The organism is Rhizobium sp. KNZ14-9A, assembly GCF_056755015.1.
Map to the genome: position 1 here is coordinate 1,112,532 of NZ_JBPGXB010000004.1, position 19,142 is coordinate 1,131,673.

A 19,142-nucleotide genomic window follows, 5' to 3' on the forward strand; every position below is an offset into this window, starting at 1 on the left:
TTCTTATAGCTGGCAAAGGCTATGGTTTAAGGTAAAAATTTAGCCATGCCCAATTATTGAGCAAGCAAAATCTTCTGCCGGAGCGGTCAATGTGGCGTGAAATCGAGCCTGAGACGCGACATGAGATCGAAGTCGACGGTTACAAGGTGGTCGCCTACAGCTTCGGGAACGGCAGCGAGACCGTCTTCTGCCTGAATGGTGGCCCGGGTCTGCCCTGCGATTATCTGCGCGAGGCCCATTCCTGTCTCATCGACAAAGGCTATCGCGTGGTGGCCTTCGATCAGCTCGGCACTGGCGCCTCCGACAGACCGACCGACGCATCGCTCTGGACCATCAGCCGTTATGTCGAGGAGACCGAGACGGTGCGCAAGGCACTCGGCCTCGGCAAGGTGCATATGCTCGGCCACTCCTGGGGCGGCTGGCTGGCGATCGACTACGCACTGACCTATCCGGAAAACCTGCAGACGCTGATCCTGGAAGATACCGTTGCCGACATGCCGCACCTGATTTCCGAACTGGAACGGCTGCGCGCCGCCCTCGGACCCGAGACGGTGGCGATGATGCAGAAACACGAGGCGCAGGGCACCTATAATCATCCGGAATATCAGGCGGCGGTGACGATCCTCAATTATCGCCATGTCTGCCGCCTGCCGGAATGGCCGGCCCCCGTGCGCCGCTCACTCGACGACTGGAACATGGGTCCCTATGAGACCATGCAAGGTCCGAACGAATTCCTCTATATCGGCAACCTGAAGGACTGGAATCGCATCCCCGAACTGCCTGGTGTGACGACGCCGGTGCTGATCACCACGGGCGAACATGACGAACTGACGCCGGCCTGCGCGCTGCGCATGAAGCTTGCCTTGCCGAATGCCGAACTCAAGGTTTTCGCCAATGCCAGCCACATGCCGTTTTATGAAAATCCGCATGATTATTATCCCGCGCTGGTCGATTTCCTGTCGCGGCACAGGGCAAGCTGATGCAGGATCAGGTGATCGGAACCCGCCGAAGACAAGGGGGCGAGCGCCGCCATGCATCGTTATAAATTCATACTGACCCGGCCGGTCCAGTTTCTGCCTGTCATTTTCGGCATCAGCGTCATCACCTTCATTCTGGTGCGGTTGATCCCCGGTGATCCCGCCCGCAATATTCTCGGCACGCGCGCCACGCCCGCCGCCCTTGCCAATATCCGCGCCCAATACGGCCTCGATCAGCCGATGTGGCTGCAATATTTCTACTTCCTCAAGAACCTCGCGAATGGCGAAATGGGCAAGTCGATCCTCTACAAGATCGACGTATTTCCGCTGATCGCCACGCGCATCGAGCCGACGATCGCGCTGGTCCTGACAAGTGTCATCCTGTCGATCCTGATCGCCGTGCCGATGTCGGCGATCGCAGCTCGCAACGCTGGCCGGGCGCCTGATCATGCAGTACGCGTCATCTCCACATTCGGGATCGGCTTTCCGCCTTTCTGGCTCGGCCTGATGCTGATCATTCTTTTCAGCGTCGAACTCGGCGTCCTGCCCGTTTCCGGCTACGGCACAACACTAGGCGACAAGCTCTCCCATCTCATCTTGCCTGCGTTGACCGTTGCATTGTCGCTCTCGACAGTGCTGACCCGCAGCTTGCGCTCCGCCATGATTGAATCCCTGAAATCCGATGTGGCAACCGCCGCGCGTGCTCGCGGCATGCCTGAGAGTATCGTCTTCTGGCGGCATGTCCTGCCGAATTCGCTCGTGCCGACGATCAATCTCCTGGCCGTCAACATTGGCTGGCTGATCGGCGGCACTGTCGTCGTGGAAAGCGTCTTTGCCCTGCCCGGCATGGGCCAATTGCTGGTGCGCGCCATCTTCTCGCGCGATTACATGGTCGTTCAGGGTGTCGCCATGACCTTTGCCTGCGCCACCGTGCTCGTCAATTTCATTGCCGATATCGTCACCGTCGCCGTCGATCCGAGGGTGAAGCTATGAGCGTCGATGCCTTTACCCTCTCTCCCGTCGCCTGGCGCCGTTTCCTCGGCCACCGGCTGACGCTCGTCATCGGCGTCGGCATTCTCCTGTTCTTTCTGCTTCTGGCAATCGCCGCTCCGTTGGTCGCACCCTATGATCCGATCCTGCAGAATGCCGATGTACGGCTGCAGTCACCCTCCTTCGCCCATCTCTTCGGCACGGACAATTTCGGCCGCGACATACTTTCGCGCGTCATATGGGGCGCCCGCATCGATCTGCAGATCGCCGTCATCGGCGTTATCTTCCCGTTCCTGATCGGCACGACGGTCGGCACGATCGCCGGCTTCTTCGGCGGCATCGTCGATGCGGTTTTCATGCGCCTCGTCGATATCATTCTCGCCTTCCCATTCCTTGTCCTGATGCTGTCGATCATCGCCATCCTCGGGCCGGGCCTCGGCAGCTTCTATATTGCCATGGCGCTGGTCGGCTGGGTCTCCTATGCGCGCCTTATCCGCGCGCAGATGCTGGTGCTGAAAAGCAGCGACTACGCAGTCGCAGCCGTCAGCCTCGGCTTCAGCCGCTTCCGGATCATGTTCCGTCATCTCCTGCCGAATGCGATTGCCGGCTCTATCGTCTTTTCGATGTCGGATGCCACACTGGTGCTGCTCAGCGGCGCAGCGGTCAGCTATCTCGGCCTCGGTGTGCAGCCGCCGCTCGCCGAATGGGGCGTCATGGTTGCCGAAGGCCAGAGTTTCATCACCACGGCCTGGTGGATCACGCTTTTCCCTGGCCTTTCGATCGTCTGCCTTGCTTTCGGTTTCAGCATGCTGGGTGATGCGCTCGGCGAACTTCTCGGAGTTCACGAATGAGCGCTTCGGTCCTTTCCGTCCGCGACTTGACGGTCAAGGTTCATCTCGATGGCGGCGTGCGAACGCTGATTGACCATGTTTCCCTTGATCTCGCCAAGGGCGAAATCCTCGGCCTCGTCGGCGAAAGCGGCTCGGGCAAGAGCCTGCTCTGCCGCTCACTTGTCCGGCTGCTGCCCTCCTCTCTGATCAGGATCGAGGACGGCACCGTCCTGCTCGAGGGGCGCGATCTGACGACCGCAAGCGATGCCGAGATGCTGGAAGTTCGCGGCGGCGAGATCGGTATGATCTTCCAGAATCCGACGAGCCATCTCGATCCGGTCATGCGCATCGGCGACCAGATTTCCGAGGGCATCCGCTATCATCAGAGGCTCAGCGCCAAGGAAGCGCGGGCGGCGGCCATCGAGATCCTCACACAGGTTGGCTTTCCCGATCCCGTTCGCCAATATGACAGCTATCCACACGAATTTTCCGGCGGCATGCGCCAGCGCGCCATGATCGGCGTGGCACTCTCCTGCAACCCGAAGATCCTGATCGCCGATGAGCCAACGACGGCACTCGACGTGACAATCCAGGCGCAGATCCTGAAACTCTTGCTGGAGATCCGAGAAAAACGTGGCCTGTCGATCATCCTCATCACCCACGATCTCGGCATCGTCGCCCAGACCTGCGACCGCATCGCCGTCATGCGCAACGGCAAGCTGCTTGAACAGGGGCCGAAACGGACAATTCTCTCCCGGCCGCAGGACGCCTACACGATCAATCTTATCAACAGCCATCCCTCCATGCCGGACGAGGCGCCAATGCCGGCGCCGCAGGTCGTGTCTTCGGCCGCATCGACCAAGCCGCTTCTTGAAATCGACGACCTGCACGTGCGCTTCAAGGTTGGCGGCAGCCTGTTCAAGGGCAGTGCCAAGACGGTGAGCGCCGTTTCCGGCGTCAGCCTGCAGGTCATGCCGGGCGAAACCATCGGCATCGTCGGCGAATCCGGCAGCGGCAAGAGCACGCTCGCACGCGCCGTGCTGGGGCTGACGCCGATCTCCTCAGGCCATGTGTCCTTCGAAGGGATCGATCTCGCGCAGCAGCGGGCTGCCGGACTCGCAAAGCTACGGCGTAAGACGGCTATGGTCTTTCAGGACCCCTATAACGCACTCAATCCGCGCCTCACGATCGGGCAGATGCTTGCCGAGGTGCTGAAGGTGCAGGGCAAGGTGCCGGCATCGGCCATTCCGGAAAGAATCGGCGAATTGCTCAATCTTGTCGGGCTGGAGCGGGAGTTTGCCAATCGCAAACCCCGCAGCATGAGCGGCGGCCAGTGTCAGCGTGCCGGCATTGCCCGCGCACTTGCCGTCGATCCGAAGCTCATCATCGCCGATGAATGTGTTGCGGCCCTCGACGTCACGATCCAGGCACAGATCATCGCGCTTTTCCGCGAGCTCACCGCCAAGATGAACCTGACGCTAATGTTCATCGCCCATGACCTGGCGATCGTGCGCAATCTCTGCGAACGCGTCGTCGTCATGTATCACGGCGAGATCGTCGAGGAAGGCCTCTCGGAAGAGGTCTTCGCGCGGCCGAAACATCCTTATACCGCAGCACTCATTGCCGCGATTCCCGACATCGATCCGGACAAGCCTCTTCTGAGCAAAACCAGTTTGGAAGACGAGCTGCAATCGGTTCCGGCACTACCCGTCAAACGCATGCCATAACAACGAAGGGAACGAACGCATGATCACCAGATGGAAATCAATCGGGCTTGCAGCGCTTCTTGCAGGCCTGACCCTCAGCGCATCCTACGCCGAAGCCGCCGGCGTGCTTACCATCGGTCGTCGAGAAGATTCGACGACATTCGATCCGATCAAGACGGCGCAGAACATCGACAACTGGGTCTTCTCCAACGTCTATGACGTGCTGATCCGCGTCGACAAGACCGGCACCAAGCTGGAGCCCGGCCTTGCCGAAAGCTGGACCGTCTCCGACGACGGCCTGACCTATGCCTTCAAGATCCGCGACGCGAAATTCTCCGACGGTTCGCCGCTGACGGCGGAAGATGCAGCCTTCAGCCTACTGCGTATCCGCGATGACGCAGGCTCGCTCTGGAGCGATTCCTACAAGGTGATCGATACCGCCGTCGCAACCGATCCGCACACGCTGACGATCAAGCTCAAGAATCCGTCCGCGCCCTTCCTGTCGACGCTGGCGCTGCCGAATGCCTCTGTCATCTCCAAGGCTGGCATCGAATCCATGGGCGCGGACGCTTACGCCGAAAAGCCGATCGCATCCGGCGCCTTCGTTGTCGACGAATGGCGGCGCGGCGACCGCGTCATCCTGAAGAAGAACCCGAACTTCTGGCAGGCCGACCGTGTGAAGCTCGATGGCGTCGAATGGATCTCGGTGCCCGATGACAATACCCGCATGCTGAACGTGCAAGCAGGCCAGCTCGATGCCGCCATTTTCGTACCCTTCTCGCGCGTCGAGGAGCTGAAGAAGGATGCCGGCCTCAACGTGCTGATCGATCCGTCGACGCGTGAAGATCATCTGCTGATCAACCATGCGCATGGCGATCTCGGCAAGAAGGAAGTGCGCCAGGCGCTCGATCTCGCAATCGACAAGAAGGCGATCGTCGATGCCGTCACCTTCGGTCAGGGCACGGTCGCCAATTCCTACATTCCGAAGGGTGCGCTCTATTACTACGCCGACAACCTGCAGCGCCCCTATGATCCGGAAAAGGCCAAGAAGCTGCTGGCCGATGCCGGTGTCTCCAACCTGACGCTGAACTACCTGATCCGCGCCGGCGACGAGGTGGATGAGCAGACCGCGGTGCTGTTGCAGCAACAGCTCGCCAAGGCTGGCATCACCGCCAACCTGCAGAAGGTCGATCCGAGCCAAGAATGGGACATGACGGTTGCAGGCGACTACGACATCTCGGTCAACTACTGGACCAACGACATTCTCGACCCGGACCAGAAGACGACCTTCGTGCTCGGCCACGATTCCAACAACAACTACTCGACCAACTACAAGAACGAAGCGGTGAAGGAGCTGGTCGCCAAAGCCCGCCTGGAACTCAACTCCAAGAAGCGCGAGCAGATGTATATCGACCTGCAGAAGACGGCGAAGGAGGACGTCAACTGGATCGATCTCTACTACAGCCCCTACATCAACGTGGCACGCAAGAACATCGACAACTTCTACCAGAACCCGCTCGGCCGCTTCTTCCTGGAAGACACGGTCAAGAACTGAGTATGTTATCGTTGTGACATGGTCCGCCGCGCCAAACGCGGCGGACCATTCTGCCGACGGGAAATCGATGATGACTGCGGACGAAATCGCATTCACTGATGTTGCAGAGCTTGGACGAGCCTATCGAAACGCTTCGCTGTCGCCGGTCGATGTGGTGCGTGCCAGCCTTCAACGGCTCGAGAGCCTGGAACCCGCCCTCAATGCCGCCGCTCAGAGACTGGATGCGACGGCACTTGCCGAAGCGGAACAGGCGACCGCAGAGCTGCAATCAGGCAAGGACCGCGGGCCGCTGCACGGAATTCCCGTCGCCATCAAGGATCTGATCGAAGTGCAGGGCGCGCCCACCGGCTATGGGAGCAAAGTGCGGCCATCGGCGTTGGCGAGCGAAGATGCACCGCTGGTGCAGCGCCTGCGGGAAGTCGGTGCGATCATTCTCTGCAAGACCAACCTGCTGGAATATGCCTATGGCATCGCCCATCCGGAGATCGGCCAGACCAACAACCCCCATGATGTCAGCCGCACCTCAGGTGGCTCGAGCGGTGGTTCGGCCGCCTTGGTCGCCGCCGGTATCCTGCCATTGGCGATCGGAACCGATACGGGCGGCTCGATCCGTATTCCCGCCTCGTATTGCGGTATCGTCGGGCTGAAACCGTCTTTCGGTCTGGTATCCCTCGACGGCGTGTTTCCGTTATCATGGAGCCTCGATCATGCCGGTCCGCTTGCCCGCAGCGTCACGGATACGGCACTGCTGCTCGAGGCAATCGCCGGCAAGACCGTCCCGCTTTCACCGCCATCACTTGCGGGCGTCAGGATCGGAGCCGTGAGCTTTCATTGCGAAAATCCCGAGTTGACGCCGGCCGTCGCCGCCAATCTTGCCGAGGCGCTGAAGCAGCTGGAAGCGGCAGGCGCGATCATCAAGCGCATAGACATTCCGGAGCTAAGGCTTGCCAATTCGGAACTTCGCCGCATCATCCTGCCGGAAGCCTCGGTTATCCATGCGGGCCTCTACACCGAAAACCCTGCGGGTTACGCACCGCGCACACGATCGCAGGTGGAAGCAGGCTTCGAGGCGAAAGCCGTCGACTACATCAAGGCCCAGGACTTCCGCGTGAAGCTGCTGAATGCCGTGGAGGCAGCATTTGCCGAGGTGGACGTGCTGATCGGGCCAAGCGTGCCCTTTCCCGCCCCGATCGAAGATCCGGAATTCACCGAGGATGGCGAGGAAGGCGAAATGCTTTCCAGTGGCTTCGCCAACATGACCGGACAGCCATCCCTCAGCCTGCCCTCCGGCATGGATCGGCATCTGCCGCTCGGGCTGCAACTGACCGGCCCTGTCGGCGGCGATGGAACGCTCCTGCAGATCGCACTCGGCATCGAAGCTGCCCTCGGCGCCTATCGCCGACCATCTATGCCTGGCGCGTGAAAACGCGAGACCGCAGCACTTTGAGATAGCCACGGGAGGAGCGGGAAACCTCGAGGTCAGGTTCCGCGTCCAACTCCAGCGTTTGGCCCGAATCGGTGACGGCAACCAGCCGGCGGGCGCCGGGGCGGTCCAGAACCCGGCTGATCGTGGCGGGAATGCCAGCGGCGTCGGTTGGCGACCATGCAAGATCGTTGGGACGAAGGAAGATATCTGCGGGACCATCGACGCAGTCAGCTGCTTCGATCAGCTTTCCATCGAAGGCCGCCTTGCCCTTTGTCACCGTCGTCGCAATCGTGTTCGTATCGCCGAGGAAATGCATGATGAAGGCGGAGGCTGGATTGCGGCAGATCTCTTCAGGTGTTCCCTCCTGAACGATCTTGCCCTCATTGAGAATGACGACACGATCGGCAAGATCGAGTGCTTCTTCCTGGTCATGGGTGACAAACAGCGTGGTAATCCCCAGTTCCTCGTGAACCTCCCGAAGCCACCGCCGCAGATCCCGCCTGACATTGGCGTCAAGCGCCCCGAAGGGCTCGTCGAGGAGCAGCACCTTCGGATCGACGGCAAGAGCGCGCGCCAATGCCACGCGCTGTTTCTGGCCGCCGGAAATCTGGCCTGGAAAACGCTGGCCGAGACCCTCAAGACGCATGAGACGCAACAGGTCGTTTATACGTTCCGCAATCTGCGCCTCGGAGCGCCTGGCCGCCCTCGCTGTCCTCATGCCGAAGGCGATGTTTTCAGCAACGGTCATATGCGGAAAAAGGGCGTAATGCTGGAAGACAAAACCCACGCCGCGGTCGCGCACGGGAATATCCGTCGCATTTCGGTCGCCGAAATGGATCTGCCCGCCATCGGCAAATTCAAGACCGGCGACCATGCGCAGGATCGTCGTCTTGCCGGAGCCGGACGGACCAAGCAAAGCGACGAGTTCGCCGCTTTCGATTTCCAGCGAAACGCCATGGACGGCCCGAAAAGTGTCGAATGTCTTGACGACCTGATCGAGACGGATCTTCATGGCTTTACCCCATTATAAGAAACTTGATTTGTTGCCTGTGCTGCCGGGCTTACGCGGCCCGCTCCTCGCCGTTCGAGAAGCACCTTGGCGACGATGGTAAAGACTGCCAGCACCGCGAGAATGGAAGCTGCCGCGAAGGCACCGGCGGTCTGATAATCGTGATAGAGCAGTTCGATATGCAGCGGGAGAGTGTTTGTCTCGCCGCGAATATTCCCCGACACGATCGACACGGCGCCGAACTCGCCCATCACGCGGGCATTGCAGAGTACGACCCCGTAGAGCAACGCCCATTTGATATTGGGCAACGTCACGGCAAAGAATGTCCGCAAGCCGGATGCACCCAGTGAGGTCGCCGCCTCCTCCAGATCCCTGCCCTGCGCTTGCATCAGCGGAATGAGTTCCCGCGCGACGAAGGGCGCGGTCACGAACATCGATGCGAGAACGATACCCGGAAGGGCAAACAGGACCTTGATGCCGGCATCCTGAAGCACCGGGCCGAAAAGACCCTGCAAGCCGTAGACGAAGAGGTAGCAGACGCCGGCGACGATCGGCGAGATCGAAAAGGGAATTTCGATAACGATCAGAAGCAGCCGGCGAAGCGGAAAATCGAACTTGGTGATCGCCCAGGCAGCACAAATGCCGAAGACCGTGTTGATCGGCACGGCGATCAGCGCCGTCACCACACTCATGAAGATCGCGCTTCGGGTATCGGGATGGGCAATGGCCGCGGCATAGGCCCCTGCCCCCTTGGAAAAGGCTTCGACGCCGATGACAATCAGCGGTGCCAGAATGAAAAGCGCACCGATGACCAGAACGACTGCAATCAGCAGACGGCGAACGACAGGAGCGTCACCAACGCGCGGAGGGACATGTCTTGCACGCATGGATCAGCTCCTTTCCGTATAGCGCAACGCGCGCTTCTGCAGCATGCCGGTGACCGTCAGCATCACGAAGGCGGTGATCAGCAGCACCGAGGCAACCGCGGCTGCAGCCTGATAATCGTATTCTTCCAGTCGGATGAAGATCAGCAGTGCCGAAATCTCGGTCTTGAAGGGCTGATTGCCGGCGATGAAGATGATCGCGCCGAATTCACCAAGGCTGCGCGCAAAGGAAAGCGAGATGCCTGCCAGGAGAGCCGGCGAAAGGAGCGGAAGGATGACACGGGTAAAGATCTCACGGTCGGTCCCGCCCAGCGACTGAGCAGCTTCTTCAAGTGCCGGATCGATCTCCTCAAGCACCGGCTGCACCGTTCGCACGATGAAAGGCAGGCTTGTGAATGCCATGGCGATGATGATGCCGAGTGGCGTGTAGGCGACCTGAATGCCGAGCGGGTCAAGCACGTGGCCGAACCATCCGCCCGGGGCAAACAGGGTCGTCAGCGAAATGCCAGCGACGGCCGTCGGCAAGGCAAAGGGTAGATCGACGATAGCATCGACAAGGCGGCGCCCCGGAAAGCGGTAGCGGACCAGCACCCAGGCGAGCGCCAGTCCGAAAAACAGATTGAAGATCGTCGCCGCAAGCGCGCAGAGGACCGTTACGCGATAGCTCGCGACGGCGCGCGGCGAGGAAACAATTGCCCAGTAGTCTGCAGGACCAAGGCTTGCAGCTTTGAAGACGAGCGCAGCAAGCGGCAGAAGCACGATCAGTGCGACATAAAAGAGCGTCGTGCCCAATGAAAACGGCAAGCCGGGCAATACACGACGTTTCAACGGATGGTCCCCCTAAACACGATTTACCCGGCGGAATGTTCCGCCGGGTAAAAGCCGATCCATGGCTGGCTCTTTAGCGTTGGCCGTAAATCTGGTCCAGCAGTGCGCCAGAGGCAAAATGCTCTTTCTGGACTTTGTCCCAAGGTCCGTAGACATCTTCCACCTTGAGCAGCTTGACTGCAGGGAATTGGTCCTTGAAGGCGGCCGCTACCGTGGGATCGATGACGCGATTGCCGTTCTCGGCAAGGATACGCTGGCCATCCGGCGTATAGAGGAATGAAAGATAGGCCTTGGCGATTTCAAGCGAACGGCGCTTATCGGCAACCTTATCGACGACGGCGATCGGAAACTCAGCCAACAGGCTGACCGGCGGCGTCACACCCTGAACCTTGTCTGCACCAAATTCCTTGGCAATGCCGCGGGTTTCGGATTCGAAGGTGACAAGCACGTCGCCGATATTGCGTTCGACGAAGGTCGTGGTGGCGGCACGGCCTCCCGTGTCGAAGACCGGGACGTTGTCGAACAGCTTCTTGACGAATGCCGTGACCTTGGCATCGTCATTGCCATATGTCTGCTTCGCAAAGGCGAGTGCGGCGAGATAGGTGTAGCGGGCGTTGCCCGATGTCTTCGGGTTCGGGAAGATCACCTTGACATCATCGCGAACGAGATCATCCCAATTCTTGATATTCTTGGGATTGCCTGCGCGGACCAAGAAAGACGGGAAGGAGTAGAAGGGCGAAGCATTATTCGGAAAGCTCTTCTGCCAATCTTTCGAAACGAACCCAGCCTTTGCAAGCGCGTCGATGTCGGTCACCTGATTGAAGGTTACGACGTCGGCTTCGAGACCTTCAAGGATCGAACGCGCCTGTTTCGACGAACCGGCATGCGACTGGTCGATGGTGAGATCCTTGCCCGTGTCGGCCTTATATTTCGGAATGAATGCACCATTGACGGCAACAAAAAGCTCGCGCGACACGTCGTAAGACGCGTTCAATATCTTGTCCGGTGTCTGCGCAAAGGTCTGACCTGAAAGAAGCAGGGCAAAGGCTGCGCCAAGCGCAAGAATACGACCCATAAGGAATTCCCCCAAAGAAGTTCAACGGCCGCAAGCTACCGGCTCCAGCAAACCGGCACGAGAAATGGACGGTTACGCGAAGCGTCCGTGTGGGAAATTTTCTCTCAATGGCTGTGATTTCCGGCTTTAATCTTCCGTCGCGGATACTGCCGGGCCGGTATCGGAGGCCATACCGAGATCAATGATCGCCGATACGGCATCTCCTGGAACAGACTTAGATTGTCGCCGTTCTATTTCCCGACTATGCCGAGGGAAAGTCGCTGCCTGCAGCCAGCCGGCGATAGGCCTCGACGGCATAGAGCACGGTTCGCGTCTGCGCCTCGTGGCAATCGACGAATACCTGCTCGTAAACCGTCTCGTCAGTCGCTTCCGTGATGATGGTCAGCGGCGCCTGGTACATTGAGCCGACCTGCTTCAAGATCGGAATACCGTAGCGTACCTCGAACGGCGCGTTCGGCATGTGCAGGCGGACGCAATCGATCTGCTTGGCGTTGAATTCGACGAGGCTCTTGTCTTCAGCCAGACGTTTGGCCACCTCATCGAGCAATGCTTCGCCGATCGCCTCCCAGCCCGGATGCGTGCAGACGATCAGGAAGAATCCCTTCGGAATGGTCCAGAGTTCGAAGCCGCGCGGCAGGTAACCCGACATCGGCCGCGTCCACTCGTGCGAGGGATAGCCGTGCAGATTGAGATGCAGCTTGGCAGATGAGAGTTCGAGCGCCTTGCCTCGCGCCTCGCGCTCATACATCGGCGGCGGCACGGTGAAGGAGAGGTCGTCGCCGAAGGCCGTGTAGCGGGCGGCATGATGCATATGGAAGGGGTTTTCCACGATCAGCCGCTGGTGCAGTTCATATCCGTCAACATTTTCGACCGGTACGATGGCGAAATGCTGGTCGGGATCAGCGGCAAGCTGTTGCGCCGCGCGTAGCGCCCCAACCGGACCGCTGGTCTCATTGGCATGCTGGCCCGACGAGATGAGCACGGCCGGCCCCGGTCCATTGTGATAGCGACCAAGCACCTCACGGCCCTCGCACGATATTGCCTTGATCGGCACACCCTCGATCTTCGCCAGTTCGCGGCGGATCTGGCCGATCTTCAGCGGCCGCGTCGCGGTCGCCATGTCAATATCCTCGCCAGTCGCCTCTTCGTGCTCGCCGAATTCCTCCACACTCATGACGATCCGCGGATTACCGTCCGTGCTGCGGATATCAGGAACGACCTGGCCCGGTCGCGCGCCGCCGCGTCCAGCCATGGCGCCCATCTCCGCATCGAGGCATTCGCGCAGGCTGAAGAACAGCTCTTCATGCATTGCTTCGCGGAGACTGATGCTCTCGCTGCAAAAATCGAGGTCGAGATCATTGGCCGGCAGATCGACCGTGATGCGCAGACGGTCGAAATAGGGCTGCTTGCGCTCCCATGTCTGCTGTTTGACGGCATCGACGGCCGCGAGGAACATGATCTCGAAATCGGTTTTCAGCCGTTCGCCCTTGTGCCAGCCGCAGCAGCGCAGCACCGGCGTTCCGACGTGGTCGTCCTCCACCACATTCGGTGCAAAGACGGTATAGGTCTTCGTTTCCCCCGCCTTTGTCGTCAGCTTGATATCGTAGGTAAGATCAAGCGTGTTGGCGTGAAATGCGACTTCTGCATCGCCCACAAGAGCTGCCAGCGGATAGGCTTCGATCAGGAAGCGCTGCGGATCTGCGGCCGGGTGGACCGGGTAGCCAATTTCCACCTTGGCAAGCGAGGGAATATGCAGTTCTTCAAGGAAGAAATAGACCAACGGCTTGTAGGAGCTGCGGATCCGCGCGGTGATGCCGGCGGCGGCGAGTTTCTCTTCGGCGGCCTGCCGTGACGGCGCATCGTCGAAGACCCAGGCCTCAACAGGCGTGCCCGGAGGATTGGCGGTCAGTTCGGAAACCAGCACGTCGAGCGTGCGCGGCGCTTCGAGATTGAGGATGGTGCTCATTTTTCCCTCGTCGGATCGAGATAGTCGCGGAGCCAGTCACCGAGCAGGTTGAGCCCGAGGACGGTGAACATGATGGCAAAGCCCGGAAAGACGCTGACCCACCAGGCGGATTGCACATAGGTGCGCCCGTCGGCGAGCATGCCGCCCCAGCTTGGAATGGAGGCATCGACGCCGAGACCGACAAAGGTCAGGCTGCTTTCGAGCAAGATGTTGTTGGCGACGTTCAGCGTCATCAGCACGATGATCGGGCCGACGATATTCGGCAGGATATGCACGAGGATGATCCGCGTGCGCCCGACCCCGATCGCCCGTGCCGACTGGATGAACTCGCGGTCGCGCAAGGAGAGGACGAGACCACGCACCAGTCGCGCATATTGCACCCATTGGGCGATGATCATCAGCGAAATCAGGATCGGCAGGCCAGGTCCGACGATGGCGATGAAGGTCAACGCCATCAGCATGAAGGGCATGGCGAGCTGCACATCGGCGATGCGCATGAGGATCATGTCGGCGACCCCGCGGAAATAGCCGGCGATCAGACCGGCGATCGTGCCAACGGCGGTGGCACCCGCGACCGATAGCACTCCAACGATCAGCGAGATCTTGCCGCCGGCGGCAATGCGCGCCAGTACGTCTCGGCCGAGGGGATCGGTGCCGAATATATGGTTGAGGCTGACGAACGGCGGCAGCAGACGGGCGCGAAGATCCATCATGCCGGCCTTGTTCCCGAAGATTACGTCGGAGAAGACGACAAGCAGAACCATTCCGCCGGTGAACAGGATGCCAAAGAGAAGTTCCAGCGGCGTGTGACGGAAGAAGGACGATTTAGCCGAGGAGGATGCCATGGCTCACTTCCTCCCAATACGCGGATCGATGATGCCATAGGCAATATCGATCGCAAGGTTGATCAGGACGATCAGCAGCGCCAGCACAGTAATCGTGCCCTGCAACACGGGATAGTCGCGCGATGAAATGGCATCGAAGGCAAGGCTGCCCATGCCCGGCCAGTTGAAGACGCGCTCGACGATAACGACGCCGCCGAGCAGGTCGCCGAACTGCAGGCCGACGAAGGTCAGCAGCGGAATGAGGCAGTTGCGCAGGGCGTGCTTGTAGAGCACCACCCTGTCCTTCAGCCCCTTGGCGCGGGAGACGAGAATGAATTGCGCCGACAAGGTCTCCAGCATGGCCGAGCGCACGATGCGCACGTTCACGGCCGAGAGTATCAGCGCCAGCGTCAGGCAGGGCAGCACAAGGCCCGAATAGGCAAGGAAGCCGCTCGACGGCAGCCATTCCAGTTTGATCGAGAAGATCAGCACCAACATGATCGCCAGCCAGAAATTCGGGAAGGACAGGCCGACGAGCGACAGGATGCGGACGACCTGATCTGCCCACGAGCCTGACTTCACAGCCGCATGGATGCCGAGCGGGATGGAAATCACGAAGGACAGGATGAGCGACAGGAAGGACAATAGCAGCGTCGCCGGCAAGGCCTGCGCGATCAGGCTCCAGACTGGCGTACCGCCGAAGAAGCTCTTGCCGAAATCGCCTGTGACGACGCCCGACATGAAATTCAGATATTGGATGTGGAACGGCTGGTCGAGACCGAGGCCGGCACGGATATTCTGCAGATCCTGCTCGGTGACGGCAGAACCGCCGCTGACGAGCATGGCCGTCGGATCGCCGGACAGCCTGATCGCATAGGAAACGAGCAGCGTGACGACGATCACGACAAAGAGAGCCTGCAAGAGGCGTTTGGCAATATAGGCTGGCATGGCATGACCCTGCGGAGGATGTGACTGCCTGCCCACAGGCAGGCAGTCGAGCGGGGTTCGGTTACTCGACCGATACGTCTACGAAGCGGAAACGCACGTCCGGGGTCGGCGCCAGGTTCTTCACCCGCTTGTTGATCGCATAGAGCGTATTGCCGTTGTAGAGCGGCATCTCGAAGGCCTGATCGGCGGCATAGGCCGCAACTTGGCCCAGGATCTTCTTTCGCTCATCGACATTATAGGTCGAGCGCTGCGCTTCCAGCAGCTGGTCGAGCTTGGCATCCTTGATGTAGGGATTCCAGAACTGGCCGCTGTGATAGAGCAGATAGGCCGTGTTGTCGAAGTCGAAGGTCCAACCACCCCATTGGAACTGATAGAGCGAGCCGGTTTTGCCGTGCGCGATGATATCAGTGTAGTAGACGTTGGTTTCGTAGGACTTCAGCGAAGCATTGATGCCGACCGCCTGAAGATAGGCGGCGACCGTCTGCGACACTTCGCGGAAGGTCGCATCCGTACCGACGAAGGAAAGCTCGAGATTGGTGCCGGGCTTCACACCCGCCTTATCGAGCGCAGCTTTCGCGGCAGCGGGATCGAAAGACAACGGCTTCAGGTCGGGATTGTAGCCAAGCGACAGCGAGCTCTGGAGGCTCGCAATCGGCTTGCCATTGCCCTGCAGGATCTGCTCGATGATGGCGTCGCGGTCGACGGCCTGGATGAGCGCCTTGCGGACCGCCGGATCCTTGGTGATGCCGTCGGTATTATTAAAGCGCAGCATGGAGACATCAGGACCGGTGATGCTCTCCACTTCCAGCTTGGGGTCGCCCTTGATCGTATCGATCAGGCTGATCGGCACCAGTGTGGCGATATCGATACCGCCCGACTGCAGCTCGGAAACCTGTGTGGCCGCTTCCGAAATGAAGCGGTAGACCAGACCGGCGATCTTCGGCGCGCCGCCCCAGTAGTCCGGATTGGCTTCCAGCGTCAGGCTGATCTTCGGCTTGTAGTCGACGAACTTGAACGGCCCGGTACCGACGGGATGCAGATTAAAGTACTCGTCGCCCTTTTCCTTGATATATGCCGGTGGCACGATCATGCCCCCATAGCCGGCAAGCTTGGTGATCAGCACCGGATCCGGGCTCTTCAGGATGAAGTCGACCGTATAGTCATCGACGATTTTCACCTCGCCGATCGAGGTGTAATTCGCCTGCTGCGGACCCTTGGCGCCTTCCGGTCCGAGCAACCGGTCGAAGGTGAACTTGACGGCGGCCGCATTGAAATCTTCGCCATCATGGAATTTGACGCCCTTGCGCAGCGTGAAGCGGATGCGCTTGTTGTCGTCGAGGAATTCCCAAGCCGTGGCGAGGCCGGGCAGCAGCTTCAGGTCAGGGCTGCGCTGGACGAGACCGTCGAAGATGTTGCTACCGATACGGCCCCAGGTCAGTGTGAAGGTGTCGATCGGATCCCAGCTGCCATCATCGCGTTCGAGCGCGACGGTCAGCGTGCCGGCGGCGTGTGCGGCGTCGATGGTTGCGGTAAGCGGCAGGACCGACAGTGCGGCTGCCAGGAAGAGATCTCGGTATCTCATTGTTTTAGTTCCCCATTTTTATTGTGCGGTGACTGTTTTGTAGCGATCTGTCCTATGGGAGGGTTTCGGACAGCTTCTGCGGCCCGGCCGCAACGAAGTGCGAGGGCGAAAAACGGCGATATTGCAAAAGCGCCGGTTCATCGCCGATCTTGCGGACCGGGCTCGGTATCGCGCCGGTCAAAAGCGTGGTGTCGATGCTGCGATCGGGATCGGGCACAGGGATCGCGGCCAGCAGCTTGCGCGTATAGGGATGCTGCGGGTTCTCGAATATTTCCTGTCGGGTGCCGATCTCGACGATCTGTCCGAGATACATGACCGCGACACGATGGCTGATCTTCTCGACCACAGCCATGTCATGGGTGATGAAAAGGTAGGAAAGGCCGCGCTCCCGCTGCAGTTCCAGAAGCAGGTCGAGGATCTGCGCCTGGATCGAAACATCGAGCGCCGAAACGGATTCATCCGCGATAATCAGTTCCGGATCGCTGGCAAGCGCCCGGGCGATGCAGACACGCTGGCGCTGGCCGCCGGAAAGCTCGTGTGGAAACCGCGTCCTGTAATCGCGCGGAAGGCCGACGCGATCGAGCAAAGCGAGCGTTCGCTCCTCGATCGCCGCCTTGTCCGGCTGCAGCTTGTGAACGATCATAGGCTCGGCAATGCTGGCGCTGGCCCGTTGGCGCGGATCAAGCGCTGCATAGGGATCCTGGAAAATATACTGGACCTTCTGCAGCAGGGAGCGCTTCTCGCGCGGATCCATTTCAGAGATATCGCGGCCACGGAAACGGATCTTGCCGCCAGTCGGCTCCATGATCTGCTGCAGCATTCGCCCGGTCGTCGATTTGCCGCTGCCGGATTCCCCGACCAGCGCCAGCGTTTCGCCCGCGGCGATCTCGAAGGAAATGCCTTCGACCGCATGAATGCGATGTGTCAGCCTGCCAAACAAGCTTCTGCGCGCCGCAAAACGCGCCGTGAGACCATCGACCTGCAGAAGCGGCGGCTTGCTATCGGAACGAACGGCTTCCAGTGCCTCGCTGTTCGGGGACGCCTTGCCCGACATGCTGCCGAGACGCGGCACGGCGGCAAGCAGGGTCTGCGTATAGGGATGCTGCGGATTGGAAAACAGCACCCGAACCGGCGCCTCTTCTTGCTTCTCGCCGTGACGCAGCACGATCACATCATCGGCCATTTCGGCGACGACACCCATATCATGGGTGATGAAGATCACCGCCATGCCGAGTTCGCGCTGCAGCTCGCGGATCGTATTGAGGATCTGCGCCTGGATCGTCACGTCGAGCGCGGTCGTCGGCTCGTCGGCAATCAACAGCTTCGGACGGCAGGAGAGCGCCATGGCGATCATCACGCGCTGACGCATGCCGCCGGAGAGCTGATGCGGATAGCGCTGCATCATTGCATCAGCGTCGGGAATGCGAACCTTTTCGAGCATATTCCGCGCAATACGATTGGCTTCAGCGCGCGTGGTTTTCTGATGCAGGAGGATGGCTTCGACAATCTGATCGCCGATCGAAAAGACCGGATCGAGCGAGGTCATCGGCTCCTGGAAGATCATCGCGATCTCCCCGCCCCTTATCTGCCGGATGCGATCGGGATTGGCGGTGACGAGATCGAGAGGCCCATTGCGGCTCTGGAAGATAATTTCGCCGCCGCTGATGCGGCCGCCCGAAAAATCGGTGAGGCGCATGATCGCCCTCGAGGTTACCGATTTGCCCGAGCCGGATTCTCCGACGATGGCGAGCGTCTTGCCCGGCTTGACGTCGAAACTCAGCGATTTGACGGCCTGAAACTGGCCGGACTTGAAGTCGACGGATAGTGAACGGACCGAGAGGACGACGGGGATGGCGGCGCTGTTGCTCTCGGTCGATCTACTCATAAAGTTGCCGCTGACCTCGCTGCCTGTTCGTAGTATCCCGACAAGGCCCTCAGATGGGAGGCAATGTCGGAAAGTTCATCCTGTGAAAGACCCGAGAGCTTAGTCGCCTCTACCAGCAACCGCTCGCGGATTTCCGAATAGCGGGTCAGCGCCTCCAGGCCCTTGTCGGTGACCTGGATCACCTTTTCCTTGCCGGATTTCCCGGTCTTCACCAGGCCGGCCGCATCGAGCTTCTTGACCGCATAATTGGCGACATGTGTGTCTTCGATATCGAGCACGAGGCAGAGATCGGAGAGCGTCTTCGGACGACCGCGATGACGCACGGAATGGATGATCAGGATCTCGACCGGCGACAGGCTCGGCACGCCGGCAGCCGCCATGCAGCGCACCATCCAGCGATTGAAAGCGTGAGAAAAGAGGATCGATCCGTATTCTAATTCGGAGAGGGCCGGTGAACTGCCGAGCGCCAGATGGGCAGACGACACGATCAATTCGCGGGGCGCCTTTCGTTCCCTCGGTTTATCCAATGAACTCTCTCATCTCAGAACTGAAGTACGTGTGGCAGGTTAGCTGGAAGCGATAATTTGTCAACAAATTATCGCTAAGATTCCTCTATTCCGCCGCCGTTTCCCGGATCTTGTTTTCCTGCACGTTCGA

General features: G+C 59.9%; 16 protein-coding genes. 6 read left to right on the forward strand and 10 right to left on the reverse strand.

From position 1 onward, the window contains the following. Positions 1–89 precede the first annotated feature (89 nt). The 6 genes from ACR9ZQ_RS35440 (at position 90) to ACR9ZQ_RS35465 (ending at position 7,481) form a co-directional block, all read left to right on the forward strand. Positions 90–980: a proline iminopeptidase-family hydrolase gene (locus tag ACR9ZQ_RS35440; RefSeq protein ID WP_310382647.1), complete on the forward strand. Its 891-nt coding sequence runs from the start codon at positions 90–92 to the stop codon at positions 978–980. Between the two features lie 51 nt (positions 981–1,031). Beyond that, positions 1,032–1,970, forward strand: a complete 939-nt coding sequence (locus ACR9ZQ_RS35445; RefSeq protein WP_113182767.1) for an ABC transporter permease — start codon at positions 1,032–1,034, stop codon at positions 1,968–1,970. Then, positions 1,967–2,818, forward strand: a complete 852-nt coding sequence (locus ACR9ZQ_RS35450) for an ABC transporter permease (RefSeq protein ID WP_310382646.1) — start codon at positions 1,967–1,969, stop codon at positions 2,816–2,818. Before ACR9ZQ_RS35445 ends, ACR9ZQ_RS35450 begins: the two co-directional genes overlap by 4 nt. Further along, positions 2,815–4,524 (forward strand): dipeptide ABC transporter ATP-binding protein, encoded by a 1,710-nt coding sequence (locus ACR9ZQ_RS35455; RefSeq protein ID WP_310382645.1) that lies wholly within the window; start codon positions 2,815–2,817, stop codon positions 4,522–4,524. Before ACR9ZQ_RS35450 ends, ACR9ZQ_RS35455 begins: the two co-directional genes overlap by 4 nt. Before the next feature lie 19 nt (positions 4,525–4,543). Further along, positions 4,544–6,058 (forward strand): ABC transporter substrate-binding protein, encoded by a 1,515-nt coding sequence (locus ACR9ZQ_RS35460; protein WP_481430102.1) that lies wholly within the window; start codon positions 4,544–4,546, stop codon positions 6,056–6,058. Positions 6,059–6,128: 70 nt separating this feature from the next. After that, positions 6,129–7,481: an amidase gene (locus ACR9ZQ_RS35465; protein WP_481430103.1), complete on the forward strand. Its 1,353-nt coding sequence runs from the start codon at positions 6,129–6,131 to the stop codon at positions 7,479–7,481. Here ACR9ZQ_RS35465 and ACR9ZQ_RS35470 read toward each other — a convergent pair. From ACR9ZQ_RS35470 to ACR9ZQ_RS35515, 10 genes are all read right to left on the reverse strand, one after another. Then, positions 7,465–8,496, reverse strand: coding sequence for a sulfate/molybdate ABC transporter ATP-binding protein (locus ACR9ZQ_RS35470; RefSeq protein WP_481430104.1), 1,032 nt, complete (start codon positions 8,494–8,496; stop codon positions 7,465–7,467). The two genes, ACR9ZQ_RS35465 and ACR9ZQ_RS35470, sit on opposite strands and share 17 nt — an antisense overlap. Beyond that, entirely contained in the window at positions 8,493–9,380 is an 888-nt protein-coding gene (gene cysW / locus ACR9ZQ_RS35475) for a sulfate ABC transporter permease subunit CysW (protein WP_310382641.1), read from the reverse strand. Before cysW ends, ACR9ZQ_RS35470 begins: the two co-directional genes overlap by 4 nt. A 3-nt stretch (positions 9,381–9,383) precedes the next feature. Then, positions 9,384–10,205: a sulfate ABC transporter permease subunit CysT gene (gene cysT / locus ACR9ZQ_RS35480; protein ID WP_481430105.1), complete on the reverse strand. Its 822-nt coding sequence runs from the start codon at positions 10,203–10,205 to the stop codon at positions 9,384–9,386. 73 nt (positions 10,206–10,278) lie between these two features. Further along, positions 10,279–11,280, reverse strand: a complete 1,002-nt coding sequence (locus ACR9ZQ_RS35485) for a sulfate ABC transporter substrate-binding protein (protein WP_481430106.1) — start codon at positions 11,278–11,280, stop codon at positions 10,279–10,281. A gap of 241 nt (positions 11,281–11,521) precedes the next feature. Continuing rightward, positions 11,522–13,246, reverse strand: coding sequence for a M14 family zinc carboxypeptidase (locus tag ACR9ZQ_RS35490; RefSeq protein WP_481430107.1), 1,725 nt, complete (start codon positions 13,244–13,246; stop codon positions 11,522–11,524). Beyond that, the gene (locus tag ACR9ZQ_RS35495; RefSeq protein ID WP_310382637.1) at positions 13,243–14,091 is read right to left on the reverse strand and encodes an ABC transporter permease; all 849 of its coding nucleotides are present in this window, start codon (positions 14,089–14,091) and stop codon (positions 13,243–13,245) included. Before ACR9ZQ_RS35495 ends, ACR9ZQ_RS35490 begins: the two co-directional genes overlap by 4 nt. Before the next feature lie 3 nt (positions 14,092–14,094). Beyond that, positions 14,095–15,018 carry an ABC transporter permease gene (locus ACR9ZQ_RS35500; RefSeq protein WP_439017842.1) on the reverse strand — a complete coding sequence of 308 codons (924 nt, stop codon included), beginning with the start codon at positions 15,016–15,018 and terminating at the stop codon, positions 14,095–14,097. A 61-nt stretch (positions 15,019–15,079) separates the two neighbouring features. Further along, the gene (locus tag ACR9ZQ_RS35505; protein ID WP_481430108.1) at positions 15,080–16,600 is read right to left on the reverse strand and encodes an ABC transporter substrate-binding protein; all 1,521 of its coding nucleotides are present in this window, start codon (positions 16,598–16,600) and stop codon (positions 15,080–15,082) included. A gap of 52 nt (positions 16,601–16,652) precedes the next feature. After that, entirely contained in the window at positions 16,653–18,485 is a 1,833-nt protein-coding gene (locus tag ACR9ZQ_RS35510) for an ABC transporter ATP-binding protein (protein WP_481430109.1), read from the reverse strand. Continuing rightward, a complete protein-coding gene (locus tag ACR9ZQ_RS35515; RefSeq protein WP_310382633.1) occupies positions 18,482–19,012 on the reverse strand; it encodes a winged helix DNA-binding protein in 531 nt (176 codons plus the stop codon). The genes ACR9ZQ_RS35510 and ACR9ZQ_RS35515 overlap by 4 nt, the downstream gene beginning before the upstream one ends. Positions 19,013–19,142 lie beyond the last annotated feature (130 nt).

Excerpts from the sequence above, each read along its gene's own strand:
- ACR9ZQ_RS35440 (WP_310382647.1), top strand. The coding sequence starts at position 90 with ATGTGGCGTGAAATCGAGCCTGAGACGCGACATGAGATCGAAGTCGAC.
- ACR9ZQ_RS35445 (WP_113182767.1), top strand. The coding sequence starts at position 1,032 with ATGCATCGTTATAAATTCATACTGACCCGGCCGGTCCAGTTTCTGCCT.
- ACR9ZQ_RS35450 (WP_310382646.1), top strand. The coding sequence starts at position 1,967 with ATGAGCGTCGATGCCTTTACCCTCTCTCCCGTCGCCTGGCGCCGTTTC.
- ACR9ZQ_RS35455 (WP_310382645.1), top strand. The coding sequence starts at position 2,815 with ATGAGCGCTTCGGTCCTTTCCGTCCGCGACTTGACGGTCAAGGTTCAT.
- ACR9ZQ_RS35460 (WP_481430102.1), top strand. The coding sequence starts at position 4,544 with ATGATCACCAGATGGAAATCAATCGGGCTTGCAGCGCTTCTTGCAGGC.
- ACR9ZQ_RS35465 (WP_481430103.1), top strand. The coding sequence starts at position 6,129 with ATGACTGCGGACGAAATCGCATTCACTGATGTTGCAGAGCTTGGACGA.
- ACR9ZQ_RS35470 (WP_481430104.1), bottom strand. The coding sequence starts at position 8,496 with ATGAAGATCCGTCTCGATCAGGTCGTCAAGACATTCGACACTTTTCGG.
- cysW (WP_310382641.1), bottom strand. The coding sequence starts at position 9,380 with ATGCGTGCAAGACATGTCCCTCCGCGCGTTGGTGACGCTCCTGTCGTT.
- ACR9ZQ_RS35485 (WP_481430106.1), bottom strand. The coding sequence starts at position 11,280 with ATGGGTCGTATTCTTGCGCTTGGCGCAGCCTTTGCCCTGCTTCTTTCA.
- ACR9ZQ_RS35490 (WP_481430107.1), bottom strand. The coding sequence starts at position 13,246 with ATGAGCACCATCCTCAATCTCGAAGCGCCGCGCACGCTCGACGTGCTG.
- ACR9ZQ_RS35495 (WP_310382637.1), bottom strand. The coding sequence starts at position 14,091 with ATGGCATCCTCCTCGGCTAAATCGTCCTTCTTCCGTCACACGCCGCTG.
- ACR9ZQ_RS35500 (WP_439017842.1), bottom strand. The coding sequence starts at position 15,018 with ATGCCAGCCTATATTGCCAAACGCCTCTTGCAGGCTCTCTTTGTCGTG.
- ACR9ZQ_RS35505 (WP_481430108.1), bottom strand. The coding sequence starts at position 16,600 with ATGAGATACCGAGATCTCTTCCTGGCAGCCGCACTGTCGGTCCTGCCG.
- ACR9ZQ_RS35510 (WP_481430109.1), bottom strand. The coding sequence starts at position 18,485 with ATGAGTAGATCGACCGAGAGCAACAGCGCCGCCATCCCCGTCGTCCTC.